Raw genomic sequence first — 13,575 nt, 5'->3', positions numbered from 1 at the left:
GGGGCGGATGCCGCAGCATCCGCCCCTTCGTTCTTCGAGTCAGTTCGAGGTGAACCCGACGAGCAGGCCACCCGTGACCTTGACGGCCAGGTTGTAAATGCCGGCGCCGACAGCGCCCAGCACCGTGACCACGATCAGGTTGAGGATCGATACGACCGCCGCGAACGCCATCACCTGGGGCAGGCCCATGAGTGAGGCGAGCGAGACGGAACCGTCCGTGATGTTGCCGACGAACTCGTCCGCCTGCGACATGATGCCGGTCGCCTGCAGCACGAGGAAGATCAGGAAGAACGACACCATGGTCACGATCGCGAGTGCGACCGCTGCCAGGAACGAGAGCTTCACCGCCGACCAGAAATCGACGTAGACCAGGCGCAGGCGAACCTGCTTGCCGCCGGTCTTACGCGTCGATTTCTTCGCCAGCTTGTCGGCTACTGTGCTCATACGTCGTTGCTTTCCTCAGGGGTCTCAGTGTCGGAGTCCGCCTCGTCCAGTTCTTCGACGATACGACGTTCTCCGTTACGTGCGATGGCGAGGATCCGGTCCTTCTCGGACGTCCTGGCGAACACCACTCCCATGGTGTCTCGGCCCTTGGCGGGCACCTCGGCCACGGCAGAGCGTACCACCTTGCCGCTGGACAGAACCACCAAGACCTCGTCGTCCTCAGACACGATCAGACCGCCCGCGAGAGTGCCCCGATCGTCGTTGAGTTTGGCGACCTTGATGCCGATTCCGCCTCGTCCCTGAACGCGATATGCGTCCACGGCGGTGCGCTTCGCATAGCCGCCGTCGGTGACGACGAACACGAACGCGTTCTCATCAGCGACGGATGCCGAGAGCAGATTGTCCTCGCCGCGGAAGCCCATTCCCTTCACGCCGGCTGTCGCGCGTCCCATCGGTCGCAGCGCCTCATCCGTGGCGTTGAAGCGCAACGACATGCCATGGCGCGAGATGAGCAGGATGTCGTCGGTGTTGTCGACGAGCAGGGCACTGACCAGCTCGTCCTCCTCGCGCAGGCGGATCGCGATGACACCGCCCTGACGGTTCGTGTCGTACTCGGTCAGGCGGGTCTTCTTGACCAGTCCGTCGCGGGTCGCGAGCACCAGGTACTCCGCCACGTCGTAGTCGCGGATGTCGAGCACCTGCGCGATGCTCTCATCCGGCTGCAGTGCGAGCAGGTTCGCGACGTGCGTGCCCTTCGCGTCACGACCGGCCTCCGGCACCTCGTACGTCTTGGTGCGGTAGACCCGGCCCTTGTCCGTGAAGAACAGCAGCCAGTGATGAGTGGTCGTGACGAAGAAGTGCTCGACGATGTCGTCCGCCCGCAGCTGGGCGCCCTTGACGCCCTTGCCTCCGCGGTGCTGAGAACGGTAGTTGTCGCTGCGGGTGCGCTTGATGTAGCCGTCACGGGTGACCGTGACGACCATCTCCTCTTCGGCGATGAGGTCTTCCATCGACACATCGCCGTCGAAGCCCTGCAGGATGTGCGTGCGACGGTCGTCGCCGAACCGCTCGACGATACCGGTCAGCTCTTCGCGGATGATCGTGCGCTGACGCCCCTCATCGGCGAGGATCGCCTTGAACTCGGCGATCTGCGCTTCGATCTCATTGGCCTCGTCGATGATCTTCTGACGCTCGAGCGCCGCGAGGCGACGCAGCTGCATCGCGAGGATCGCGTCGGCCTGCACGTCGTCGATGTCGAGAAGCGACTTCAGTCCGGTGCGCGCCTCGTCCACCGTGGGGGAGCGGCGGATCAGCGCGATGACCTCATCGAGGGCGTCGAGCGCCTTGAGGTACGCACGCAGGATGTGCATGCGCTCCTCCGCCTTGCGCAGGCGGAAGGTGGTGCGGCGCACGATCACGTCGATCTGGTGCGCGATCCAGTTCGCGATGAACCCGTCGAGCGCGAGCGTGCGCGGCACGCCGTCGACGATCGCCAGCATGTTCGCGCCGAAGTTGTCCTGCAGCTGAGTGTGCTTGTACAGGTTGTTCAGCACGACCTTGGCGACGGCATCCCGCTTGAGCACGACCACGAGGCGCTGGCCCGTGCGGTCGCTGGTCTCGTCGCGAATGTCGGCGATGCCGGTGATCTTGCCGTCGCGAGCGAGGTCACCGATCTTCACCGCGAGGTTGTCGGGGTTCACCTGGTACGGCAGCTCGGTGATCACGAGGCACGTACGGCCCTGGATCTCCTCGACGTTGACGACCGCGCGCATCGTGATCGACCCTCGGCCGGTGCGATAGGCCTCGTGGATGCCCTTGGAACCGAGGATCTGCGCACCGGTCGGGAAATCGGGACCGGGGATCCGCTGGATGAGTCCCTCGAGGAGCTCCTCACGCGGCAGATCGGGGTTGTCCAGCGCCCAGAGGGCGGCATCCGACACCTCGCGCAGGTTGTGCGGCGGGATGTTGGTGGCCATACCGACCGCGATGCCGACGGAGCCGTTGACGAGCAGGTTCGGGAACCGCGCCGGCAGGACGTCGGGCTCCTGGGTCTGCCCGTCGTAGTTCGGCGAGAAGTCGACCGTCTCCTCTTCGATGTCGCGCACCATCTCGAGAGCGAGAGGGGCCATCTTCGTCTCGGTGTAACGCGGGGCCGCGGCGCCCATGTTGCCCGGCGAGCCGAAGTTGCCCTGGCCGAGAGCGAGCGGGTAGCGCAGCGCCCACTGCTGCACCAGGCGCACGAGGGTGTCGTAGATCGCGGTGTCGCCGTGCGGGTGGTACTGACCCATGACCTCGCCGACCACGCGGGCGCACTTCGAGAACGCCTTGTCCGGGCGGTAGCCGCCGTCGTACATGCCGTAGATCACACGGCGGTGCACGGGCTTCAGGCCGTCGCGCACATCCGGCAGCGCTCGCCCGACGATGACCGCCATGGCGTAGTCGAGGTAGCTGCGCTCCATCTCGAACTTCAGATCGACCTGATCGATCTTGCCGTGCTCGTGGAAGGCTGCGGCGTCGGGGCGTTCTTCGTCAGTCATGTGTGTTCTTTCGATTCCGGTCGTTCACGCGAGGGGAGACGAACGTCTAGATGTCCAGGAAACGGACGTCCTTCGCGTTGCGCTGGATGAAGTTGCGGCGGGACTCGACGTCTTCCCCCATCAGCACGCTGAAGATCTCATCCGCCGCGGCGGCATCCTCGATGGTCACCTGACGAAGCGTGCGGGTGTTGTGGTCCATCGTGGTCTCCCACAGTTCCTTGGCGTTCATCTCGCCGAGACCCTTGTAGCGCTGCACGCCGTTGTCCTTGGGGATGCGCTTGCCGCTCTCGAGGCCGTGCTTGAGCAGAGCGTCGCGCTCGGCGTCCGAGTACACGTACTCGTGAGGCTGGTTCGACCACTTCAGCCTGTACAGCGGCGGCATCGCGAGGTAGACGAAGCCTGCCTCGATCAGCCCGCGCATGTAGCGGAACAGCAGCGTGAGAAGCAGCGTCGTGATGTGCTGGCCGTCGACATCGGCATCCGCCATCAGCACGATCTTGTGATAGCGCGCCTTCTCGATGTCGAAGTCCTCACCGATGCCGGTGCCGAAGGCCTGGATCATCGCCTGGACTTCACGGTTGCCGAGCGCCTTGTCGAGGCGAGCACGCTCGACGTTGAGGATCTTGCCGCGCAGCGCGAGGATCGCCTGGGTGTGCGGGTCGCGACCCTGCACGGCCGAACCGCCTGCCGAGTCACCCTCGACGAGGAAGATCTCACTGATCGACGGATCCTTGCTCGTGCAGTCCTTGAGCTTGTCCGGCATCGCGGCCGACTCGAAGACGCTCTTGCGGCGCGCCGTCTCGCGGGCCTTGCGCGCGGCCATGCGGGCGGTAGCCGCATCGATCGACTTGCGGATCACGTTCTTCGCCTGGGCCGGGTTGCGCTCCAGCCAGTCGCCGAGCTGATCACCGACGACCTTCTGCACGAACGCCTTCGCCTCTGTGTTGCCGAGCTTGGTCTTGGTCTGGCCCTCGAACTGAGGCTCGCCGAGCTTGATCGAGATGACGGCGGTGAGCCCCTCGCGCACGTCGTCGCCCGAGAGGTTGTCGTCCTTCTCCTTGAGCAGGTTGTTCGCACGCGCGTACTTGTTGACCAGCGTGGTCAGTGCGGCGCGGAAGCCCTCTTCGTGCGTACCGCCCTCGTGGGTGTTGATCGTGTTGGCGTACGTGAAGACGTTCTCGGTGTAACCGGTCGTCCACTGCATCGCGACCTCGAGCGAGATCTTGCGCTCGGTGTCCTCGGACTCGAAGTCGATGATCTCGTCGTTGACGACCTCGGCGTGACGCACCCTGTTCAGGTACTCCACGTAGTCGACGAGGCCGCGTTCATAGAGGAACACATCACTGCGCTGCTTCGTGATCGTCGTGCCTTCTTCCTCGACCTCGTAGGTCGCGCCCTCGCGCTCGTCCTGGAGCTCGATGCGCAGGCCCTTGTTCAGGAACGCCATCTGCTGGAACCGGGTGCGCAGCGTCTCGTAGTCGAACTCGACGCCTTCCGTGAAGATCTCGGCATCCGGCCAGAACGTGATGTTCGTGCCGGTCTCGTCGGTCTCGGCACCCTTGATGAGGCCCTCGGCCCGGGGGACACCGCCGTTCGAGAAGCCGTGCGTCCACACGTGGCCCTGACGCTTGATCTCGATGTCGAATCGCGTGGAGAGCGCGTTCACGACCGACGAACCCACGCCGTGCAGACCGCCGGAGACGGCATATCCTCCGCCGCCGAACTTGCCGCCGGCGTGCAGGATCGTCAGCACGACCTCGACGGTCGACTTGCTCGGGTCGGAGGAGTGCGGATCGACCGGGATGCCGCGACCGTTGTCGACGACGCGGACTCCGCCGTCTGCGAGCAGTGTGACGAGGATGGTGTCGGCGTGACCCGCCATCGCTTCGTCGACGGAGTTGTCGACGATCTCCTGCACCAGGTGATGCAGACCGCGCGGTCCGGTGGAGCCGATGTACATGCCGGGGCGTTTGCGCACCGCCTCGAGACCCTCGAGAACCTGGATCTCGTTGGCTCCGTACTCGCCCTGCTGCTTCTGCTTGGGGGTTGCGGTGGACTCGGCGTCGGGGGTGCCCCCGGTTGTCGATTCAGGCTCGTCAGCAGGGGTTTCAGGCGTCATCAGAGGTGATTCTCCACATCGATATCTCGAATGCCCAGTCTAGCGCGTCTGGAACCCGAAGATACGGCTATACGGCCGTGTGTGGCCCTGAAATCAATTGAGGGGGCTCCGTTGATGCCCTACCCGTAGGTATCGCGTGGACCGCGCCCTGGGACGGCTCTCGGGCCCCATTTCCAAGAGGGAACGTCCGGTCCTATGAAACGGAGGTTGTTCACACCCGCCTGCGGATAGCGTCTGCCGATCTCGGTGAGGATGGTCGCACGCATGAACTGGAGGTTCTTCGCCCACGCCGTGGAATCGCACTTGACCGTCAGCATCCCGTTCTCCAATGAGACCGGCTCTGAGTGCTTCGCGGTGTCGGACCCCGCGAGATCCGCCCACTGCCGCACGAGGTCTTCACGCGCGAGAGTGATCTCCCATCCGGACTCCCGGCTGAGCTTGTCGAGCACGGCGCCGAGGGCGCCAGGGTCGCGGCCGGGCGTGAACGGCGCGTTCTCGTCGTCGTCGCGGATGCGGCGCTTGCGCTTCCAGGATTTCGAGCTCGGCTGCAGACCGCGCAGGCGCAGGTAGGTCGCGACGGTCTCGGGGGTCTCGGATGCCGCGTCACTCATCTGCTTCCTCCTCTGCGTCATCGCCGGTGCCCTGGTCGGATCCGGTGCGGTCGTCGGTGATGGTGCCCGCGTGAATGCGGACCACATGACGGTGCAGCTCTTCGGGGATATCCTCCTCGACAGCGGCGGTCACCACCACCTGCTCGTAGCCGACGGTGAGTGCCGCGAGTCGTCTTCGTCGATCCGCATCCAGTTCGGCGAAGACGTCGTCGAGGATCAGCACGGGATCGCCGGCAGGGGATTCCGCACGCAGCAACTCGGCCGAGGCCAGTCGCAGCGCGAGGGCGACCGACCACGATTCGCCATGCGAGGCGTAACCCTTCACCGGCAGTGAGCGCACGCGCAGCAACAGGTCGTCGCGGTGCGGACCGACGAGCGTGAGGCCGCGATCGAGTTCCTGGGTGCGCTTGGCATCGAGCGCAGCACGGAACATCTCGGCGATCTCACCGCGCGAATCGGATGAGCCCTCTTCACCCTCTTCGGGATCTCCGCCGCGCACCGACAGCGCCCATTCGATCTCGGGACGATGATCCTCCCCGGCGATCGCCGTGTACGCCTCGGCGAGCGGCTGCTGCAGATCGGCAGCCAGACGCAGACGGGCGTCGATGATCTCGGACCCGAGGGCGACGAGCTTGTCGTTCCAGACATCGAGAGTCGCGAGGGCCTCACCGCGGATGCCGCGGGCTCGAGCCGATTTCAGCAGCGCGGTGCGCTGCTTGAGCACGCGGTCGTAGTCGCCGAGCACCGCAGCCATGCGGGGAGTGCGCTGGATCAGCAGTTGATCTGCGAAACGCCGCCGCGACGACGGGTCACCCCGCACGATCTGCAGGTCTTCCGGTGCGAAGAGCACGACGTGCGCGTAGCGGGGGAGCTCGTTCGTCTTCGATGGAGAGCCGTTGATGCGCGCCTTGTTCGAACCCTGACGGTTGATCTGCACCTCGGCGAGCACCTTCCGCTCACCGACCGACAGGCGGGCTCGGATCACGGCGAACTCGTGGCCGTCTCTGACCATCGGCGCATCGGAGGACACCCGATGCGAACCCAGAGTCGCGAGGAAGACGACCGCTTCCGCAAGATTCGTCTTGCCCTGTCCGTTGCGTCCGACGAGCACGTTCGGCCCGGGGAGCAGTGCCAGTTCGGCGGTCGCATAATTGCGGAAGTCCACCAGGCTCAGATGCTCCACAATCACGGATTCACCCTACCTTTCGGCGCCGACATGCCTCGGCCGCCGCCGAGCCGTTCGGGTCGTCAGCGCAGGAGGAGGTTGGGCTGGAGCAGGTACTTGAACGAATCGTTTCCGGCCTGGTCGACCGAGGTCTGACTGGTGATCAGGACGGGACTGAGCTTGTTCGCGTTGTCGCTCGAGGTGAACGTCACGCGGACGAACTCGCTCTTGACAGCGCTGAGCGCCTCGGTCAGGTACTGCGGGTTCAGACCCAGAGTGACGTCATCGCCACCGGAGAGGTGCGCGTCGACCGACTCGGATGCACGGGCGTGCTCGCTACCGGAAGCATCCATGGTCACACTGTCGGACGTGAAGGTGAACCGCAGCGGCGCTGCACGATCGAGAACCAGGGCCACACGGCGAACAGCCTCGATGAGATCGGCCGTGTTCACCACCGCGTAATGCTCGGTCTGCTCCGGGAACAGACGCCGCACGGGAGGGAAGTTCCCCTTGATCAGGAGCGAGGTGACCGTCTTGTTGCCCGCGGTGAACGCGATGATCTCGCGATCGCCCTCGCCGGAGAAGGCGACCTGGATCGTGCCGGCGTGACCGAACGTCTTTCCGACCTCTGTCAGCGTGCGGGCGGGAACCAGAGCGGTCTGCTCCGGTGCGTCGCCGTCCCACGGCACATCCCGCAGCGAGACACGGTAGCGGTCGGTGGCGACCAGGCTCAGGCTATGGCCGGACACCTCGAGCTGCACACCGGTGAGCACCGGCGTCACATCATCTCGGGAGGCGGCGAACCCGACCTGGGCGATGGCGGTGCCGAAGTCGTCCGCCGGGACGACGCCCGATGATCCGGAGACTTCGGGAATGGAGGGATATTCCTCGACGGGCATGGCCGCGAGAGTGAATCGTGCGGATCCGCAGGTGACGGCGATGCCGCCGTCTTCCTCGACGGCGATCTCGATCGGAGCGTTCGGCAGGCGGCTGGCGATGTCGGAGAGAAGGCGGCCGTGCACGAGGATCGTGCCAGGAGTGTCGATCGTGGCTTCGATCGTCGTCCGTGCCGAGGCCTCGTAGTCGAATGCCGAGAGTGTGAGCCCCTGCTCGCCCGCCTCGATCAGGACGCCGGCGAGGATCGGCTGCGGGTTGCGCTGAGGCAGCAGCTTGACGACGAAGGACACTGCTTCGCTGAAGACATCGCGGTTGACCTGGAACCTCACGGGCGCTCCCTCGTCGTAATTACATGACCTGATGCGGGTTGGCCCACGTCAGGGGTTCCCATCGTATCCCCACAGCAACGATCCGCCATACGACCACTTCCGCCGCCCTTGAGGTGATCGGATCGGGCTCTCAAAGGGTTAACTCCTTAACAGTGTTAACCGCTGTGGATACTGTGGATAACTCGGTGGATATCAGTGGCGAGTAGGGAACTACACGCGTGTGAGATGTGGAATCCCTGAGGAATCCGCACCAATACGGGGTGTGGATGACAACCGTGTGATCCCGAGTTATCCACAGGATGCGTGGATCGGCACACATTCGTCCCGAACTCGGCACACATTCATCCACAAGTTATCCACATGTGCAAACCGGCATTTATCCGATGCCTCCGGGCGCTGTCAAGCCTCGATCGGAGTCAGGGGACCGGTTGCGGGGGCCTTCGTCAGCGCCGGCCGAGCTGCGTCGTGATCTCGGTGACCTGGTTGTAGATCGAGCGGCGCTCCTTCATGAGCTCGCTGATCTTCTTGTACGCGTACATCACCGTCGTGTGGTCGCGGTTGCCGAACAGCTGGCCGATCTTCGGCAGGGAGAGATTGGTGCGTTCGCGGCACAGGTACATCGCGATCTGACGCGAGGTCGCGATCTGCTGCGATCTGCTCGACCCGTAGAGGTCGTCGACCGTGAGCTTGAAGTACTGCGCGGTCGCGGTGATGATGTCGGTCGGCGAGATGATGTTGTCCTCGGCCGTGTCGACGATGTCTCGCAGGACCGTCTGCGCGAGGGCGATGTCGAGTGAGGACCGATTGAGGCTCGCGAAGGCGGAGACGCGGATCAGAGCGCCTTCCAGTTCACGGATGTTGGAAGAGACGACTGTCGCGATGTACTCGAGGACCTCGTCGGGGATGTGCAGTGCTTCGCTCTGCGCCTTCTTGCGAAGGATCGCGATGCGGGTCTCGAGGTCGGGCGCCTGCACATCCGTGATCAGGCCCCACTCGAAGCGGCTGCGCATCCGGTCCTCGAAGCCGGTGAGGTGCTTCGGGGCGACGTCGCTGGTGATCACGACCTGCTTGTTGTGATCGTGCAGTGTGTTGAAGGTGTGGAAGAACGCCTCCTGCGTCTCGGCGCGACCCTGCAGGAACTGGATGTCGTCGATGAGGAGGATGTCGACGTCGCGGTAGCGGGCCTGGAACGCGGATCCGCGGTTGTTGGCGATCGAGTTGATGAAGTCGTTCGTGAATTCTTCGCTCGAGACGTAACGGACCTTCACCCCTGTGTAGAGGGATTGCGCGTAGTCGCCGATCGCGTGGAGGAGGTGCGTCTTGCCGAGTCCGGAGTCCCCGTAGATGAACAGCGGGTTGTATGCTTTCGCCGGCGCTTCGGCCACTGCGACCGCTGCCGCGTGCGAGAAGCGATTCGACTGCCCGATCACGAAGTTGTCGAACGTGTACTTCGGGTTCAATCGTGACTCGTGCCGCAACGGTGTCGGCTGCTCCATGGGCGACTCCGTGCGAGGAGCCTCGGATCGCGTGAAGTCCGCCACTGCGATCGGCGCCGTCGGCTGCTCGGCGAGTTCGTGATTCACGACGACGCGGAAGGTCGTCACCTCGTCGCCGATCTGCGTGAGCGCCTCCATGATCGGCATCCTCAGACGCTTGTTGATCTGCGCAGCGGTGAGGTCGTTCGGCACATCGAGATAGAGCGTCGCGCCCATGACACCGGCCGGCACGACAAGGCTCAGGAAGCCCTGCAACTGAGGAGTCACACGGTCATCGTGGTCGAGGAGATCCGCCACCTGCGCCCAGATCGGAACGTCGGGCTGGGCAGGAGAGGACATGGTGCTCCGGACGGGGAATCGCGGAGGGCAGACCGAAACGGCCTTCCCCCCTGTGGATAACTTCGGATGCCACGGTAGCCATCCAGGCTGTGAACGGCAACCTGCCTGTGGAAAACCGGGGGTGTGTTGTGCAGCCCGCGAGTGTCGAGGTTGTGGATAATTGCTGTGCGGAGTGTTGATGCTCGGACCGGTCGTGGCGTGGAGATTTGCCCTCTGCGCCGGTAAGACGTACCCTTAATCGGTTGACTTATGCCCGGATCTGGGCAGTTCCCATCGTCTCCGGTCGTACTCACCCGGTGACACCATTCCCGGAGTGATTCCATGAGCAAGCGTACTTTCCAGCCCAACAACCGTCGTCGCGCCAAGAAGCACGGTTTCCGCGCACGCATGCGCACCCGTGCCGGCCGCGGCATCCTCTCGGCTCGCCGCGCGAAGGGCCGCACCGAGCTCTCGGCGTAAGCCTCGTGCTCGCCCGTCCGTTCCGACTGACGCGAGGCACCGACTACAGATCGGTCGTCCGTCGCGGTGTTCGGTGCGGGGGCGCCCGTGTCGTCACCTCGATGTTGGCGACCGGTGAAGCACGTGAGCCCAGGTTCGGGTTCATCATCAGCAAGCAAGTGGGCAACGCTGTGATCCGCAACACTGTGCGCCGACGCCTCAAGGCTGTCTGCGCATCGGCGGTGATCAACGTTCCCGAGGGCACGGATGTCGTCATCCGTGCCCTTCCTGCGTCTGCGACGGCTCCTTTCGCGGAGTTGGAGGCGGATGTGACCAGGTGTCTGGCGAGATTGACCCGCGGGCGGGTGACGGCATGAGCGCGTTGCCGTCCTACGCGATGGGTACCGCGCACCTGCACGGAAGCGACCTCGTACGCAGCATCCCGCTGATCCCCCGCAATCTGGTGCTCGGCTTCCTGGCGGGATATCGCGCGGTGATCTCGCCTCTGTATGGCGACGTGTGCGCGTATTACCCATCTTGCTCGGCTTACGCTGTAGGTGCGGTACAGCAGCACGGTGCTGTGAAGGGGGCAGCGCTCTCGGCATGGCGGATCCTGCGCTGCAATCCCTGGACCAAAGGCGGCGTCGACGACGTCCGTCCTCATGACCATTTCCGATATGACCTGACCGCTCGAGGTTTCGTCGTACCTTCCCGAAAGGACTGATCAGTGGGTCTTGACCTTCTGCTCGCCTCTGCGACTCCCGCTCCCGACTCCGGTGGGGGTGGCTTCGACCTGCTCGGAACGATCCTCTGGCCGTTGAAGTGGGCGGTCGAGCTCATCCTCGTCGCGTGGCACTGGCTCTTCACCACCGTCGGTCTTCCCGAGGCGTCGGGCATCACCTGGATCCTGTCGATCGTCGGTCTGGTCATCGTCGTTCGTGGCGCAGTATTTCCCCTGTTCGTGCGGCAAATCAAGAGCCAGCGCAAGATGATGGAAATCGCTCCTGAGATGAAGAAGATCCAGGAGAAGTACAAGGGCAAGAAGGACCAGCTCTCCCGCGAGGCGATGAGCCGCGAGACCATGGGTCTGTACAAGAAGCACGGCACTTCGCCGATGTCGAGCTGTCTGCCTCTGATCGTGCAGATGCCGATCTTCTTCGCGCTGTTCAGCGTGCTCAACGACGTCACCAAGCATGCGCAGAACAACCTCGGAGGCGTCGGACTGCTGAGTTCCGAGCTCACGAAGCAGTTCTACGACGCCACGATCTTCGGCTCGGTGTCGCTGCACGGCACGCTCGGTCAGGCCGTCGAGAGCCAGAACACGATCGCCATCGTCCTGCTCGTCGTCCTTGTCGTGCTGATGATCGGCTCGCAGTTCTTCACGCAGCTGCAGATCATCTCCAAGAACCTCTCACCTGAGGCCAAGACCGGCCAGGCGTACCAGATGCAGAAGATCATGCTCTACGTACTGCCGCTGGGCTTCATCTTCTCGGGTGTCTTCTTCCCGCTCGGTGTCGTCGTGTACTGGTTCATCTCGAACCTGTGGACGATGGCGCAGCAGTTCCTCGTCATCCGCGAGATGCCGACACCCGGTTCCGAGGCTGCCAAGGCCCGCGAAGAGCGCCTCGCTCGCAAGGGCAAGGCGATCGATTCCTCCGGCAAGGTCGTTCCGATGTCGGTCTACGAGGCCGAGCAGAAGCGGATGCTGGACGAGGCGGAGAAGGCGAAGCAGAACGCTCCTAAGCGTCAGCAGCCAGTGGGTAAGAAGCGAGCCAAGAAGAAGGGCCCCAACTCATGACCGGTGAGAACATCGCGGAGCGCGCGACCGATCGTTCGGAGCCCACTGTCGAGCAGCTCGAGCACGAGGGTGATGTCGCTGCCGACTTCCTCGAGGAGCTCCTCGACATCGCGGACATCGACGGCGATCTGAATCTCGACGTGCGTCAGGGGCGTGCCTACGTCTCGGTCGATGCTGAGGGGGAGGGGATCTCGGTTCTCGCTGACCCCGACACGGTCCAGGCGCTGCAGGAGATCACTCGCTTGGCGGTGCAGAGCAAGACAGGTGCCTTCTCACGCCTGATCCTCGATGTCGGCGGCTCCCGCGACGCACGTCGTCGCCAGCTGGAGAAGCTGGTGGATGCTGCGGTCGTGAAGCTCGATGAGGGAGCTTCTCAGGCGTCGCTCCCCTCGATGTCGAGCTATGAGCGCAAGCTCGTGCACGACATCGTGGCAGACCGTGAACTCGTATCCGAGTCATACGGCGACGGCGCCGATCGCCACACGGTGATCCGCCGGCGTTGATGTTTCACGTGAAACATCGTGGGGAATCGGTATGAGTTCGCTTGAGGTGGAGCCGCCTGTCGCGGCATCGATCTTCGGTGATCGGATTGACCTTGCTCGTCAGTTCACCGCCGCACTCGCAGCGCAGGGTGAAGAGCGCGGACTGATCGGACCGCTGGAACTTCCTCGGTTGTGGACCCGCCACATTCTCAACAGTGCGATCGCCGCGCCGATCTTCCACGGCACAGCGGCAGACATCGGATCCGGTGCCGGGCTCCCCGGCCTCGTGCTCGCGATCGCGAGGCCTGACGTCCGCTGGACTCTGATCGAGCCGATGGAGCGCCGGGTCGCCTGGCTGAGCGAGCAGACCACCGAGCTGGGACTCGAGAACGTCGAGGTGTTGCGATCGCGGGCCGAGGATGTGCCGGCGACCGCGAAGTTCGACTTCGTCACCGCCCGGGCGGTCAGTGCATTGCGCACGCTCATTCCGTTCACTGCCCCGCTGGTTCGCGACGGGGGAGAGCTCGCCCTGCTCAAGGGCATGAATGCACCCGCCGAAATCGAGGCGGCCGCCAAGCAGATCAAGAAGTACCGACTCAGCGACGTGCGTGTCGAAGTGCTGGGTGATGGTGTGCTCGCTGAGACCACCCGGGTCGTCCGTGCCGTGGTTCGAGGTTCTGTTTCCCGGTAGAGCCTCCGCGGTCACGGCTATGAGGCTTCGAGATGCCGGGCTCTGGGATGCCGACTCTCTCGCAGAACGGGTACCCTCCCCGCAAGCGGGGCCCCTCCCGATGCTTGTTCGCTCGGCATCCCTCCGCCCTGTCCCTGTCGGCGCGGGGAGCGAGCCTCGCCGCTCAGGAGTGGACGAGGTGCTTGACATGGATGTTTCACGTGAAACATGTGTCGTTGATGGTTAGTCA

13 protein-coding genes are annotated in these 13,575 nt (G+C 64.2%); 6 read left to right on the top strand and 7 right to left on the bottom strand.

Features of this window, described 5'->3' with window-relative positions; all coding sequences use genetic code 11:
- Window positions 1-39: 39 nt before the first annotated feature.
- The 7 genes from ACYVG2_RS05125 to dnaA form a co-directional block, all read right to left on the bottom strand.
- On the bottom strand, window positions 40-444 hold the full coding sequence (locus ACYVG2_RS05125) for a DUF3566 domain-containing protein (RefSeq protein WP_307360399.1): 405 nt from the start codon (window positions 442-444) through the stop codon (window positions 40-42).
- Complete coding sequence (gyrA, locus tag ACYVG2_RS05120) at window positions 441-2,981, bottom strand: DNA gyrase subunit A (RefSeq protein ID WP_460779983.1); 2,541 nt, start codon at window positions 2,979-2,981, stop codon at window positions 441-443. The genes ACYVG2_RS05125 and gyrA overlap by 4 nt, the downstream gene beginning before the upstream one ends.
- A 46-nt stretch (window positions 2,982-3,027) precedes the next feature.
- Window positions 3,028-5,100 (bottom strand): DNA topoisomerase (ATP-hydrolyzing) subunit B, encoded by a 2,073-nt coding sequence (gene gyrB, locus ACYVG2_RS05115; protein WP_460779981.1) that lies wholly within the window; start codon window positions 5,098-5,100, stop codon window positions 3,028-3,030.
- Between the two features lie 119 nt (window positions 5,101-5,219).
- The gene (locus ACYVG2_RS05110; protein ID WP_448967140.1) at window positions 5,220-5,711 is read right to left on the bottom strand and encodes a DciA family protein; all 492 of its coding nucleotides are present in this window, start codon (window positions 5,709-5,711) and stop codon (window positions 5,220-5,222) included.
- Window positions 5,704-6,900 carry a DNA replication/repair protein RecF gene (gene recF / locus ACYVG2_RS05105; protein ID WP_448967141.1) on the bottom strand — a complete coding sequence of 399 codons (1,197 nt, stop codon included), beginning with the start codon at window positions 6,898-6,900 and terminating at the stop codon, window positions 5,704-5,706. Before recF ends, ACYVG2_RS05110 begins: the two co-directional genes overlap by 8 nt.
- Window positions 6,901-6,959: 59 nt before the next feature.
- Complete coding sequence (dnaN, locus tag ACYVG2_RS05100; protein WP_448967142.1) at window positions 6,960-8,102, bottom strand: DNA polymerase III subunit beta; 1,143 nt, start codon at window positions 8,100-8,102, stop codon at window positions 6,960-6,962.
- Between the two features lie 443 nt (window positions 8,103-8,545).
- Window positions 8,546-9,814 (bottom strand): chromosomal replication initiator protein DnaA, encoded by a 1,269-nt coding sequence (dnaA, locus tag ACYVG2_RS05095; protein WP_460780742.1) that lies wholly within the window; start codon window positions 9,812-9,814, stop codon window positions 8,546-8,548.
- A gap of 444 nt (window positions 9,815-10,258) precedes the next feature.
- On the opposite strand from dnaA, the gene rpmH reads away from it, so the two are divergent.
- From rpmH to rsmG, 6 genes are read left to right on the top strand one after another with little or no spacing between them, the layout of a single operon-like run.
- Window positions 10,259-10,396 (top strand): 50S ribosomal protein L34, encoded by a 138-nt coding sequence (rpmH, locus tag ACYVG2_RS05090; RefSeq protein WP_055952712.1) that lies wholly within the window; start codon window positions 10,259-10,261, stop codon window positions 10,394-10,396.
- 5 nt (window positions 10,397-10,401) lie between these two features.
- Window positions 10,402-10,752, top strand: a complete 351-nt coding sequence (rnpA, locus tag ACYVG2_RS05085; RefSeq protein ID WP_460779980.1) for a ribonuclease P protein component — start codon at window positions 10,402-10,404, stop codon at window positions 10,750-10,752.
- Window positions 10,749-11,099 carry a membrane protein insertion efficiency factor YidD gene (yidD, locus tag ACYVG2_RS05080; protein ID WP_448967145.1) on the top strand — a complete coding sequence of 117 codons (351 nt, stop codon included), beginning with the start codon at window positions 10,749-10,751 and terminating at the stop codon, window positions 11,097-11,099. Before rnpA ends, yidD begins: the two co-directional genes overlap by 4 nt.
- Window positions 11,100-11,102: 3 nt before the next feature.
- Complete coding sequence (gene yidC / locus ACYVG2_RS05075) at window positions 11,103-12,173, top strand: membrane protein insertase YidC (RefSeq protein WP_460779979.1); 1,071 nt, start codon at window positions 11,103-11,105, stop codon at window positions 12,171-12,173.
- Window positions 12,170-12,676: a Jag family protein gene (locus tag ACYVG2_RS05070; RefSeq protein ID WP_448967147.1), complete on the top strand. Its 507-nt coding sequence runs from the start codon at window positions 12,170-12,172 to the stop codon at window positions 12,674-12,676. The genes yidC and ACYVG2_RS05070 overlap by 4 nt, the downstream gene beginning before the upstream one ends.
- 31 nt (window positions 12,677-12,707) lie before the next feature.
- Window positions 12,708-13,346 carry a 16S rRNA (guanine(527)-N(7))-methyltransferase RsmG gene (rsmG, locus tag ACYVG2_RS05065; RefSeq protein ID WP_460779978.1) on the top strand — a complete coding sequence of 213 codons (639 nt, stop codon included), beginning with the start codon at window positions 12,708-12,710 and terminating at the stop codon, window positions 13,344-13,346.
- Window positions 13,347-13,575: the final 229 nt, after the last annotated feature.

It is taken from the genome of Microbacterium shaanxiense (assembly GCF_054779995.1).
The sequence above is the reverse complement of the archived record's forward strand: the minus strand, read 5'-3'. Positions and strand labels throughout refer to the sequence as shown.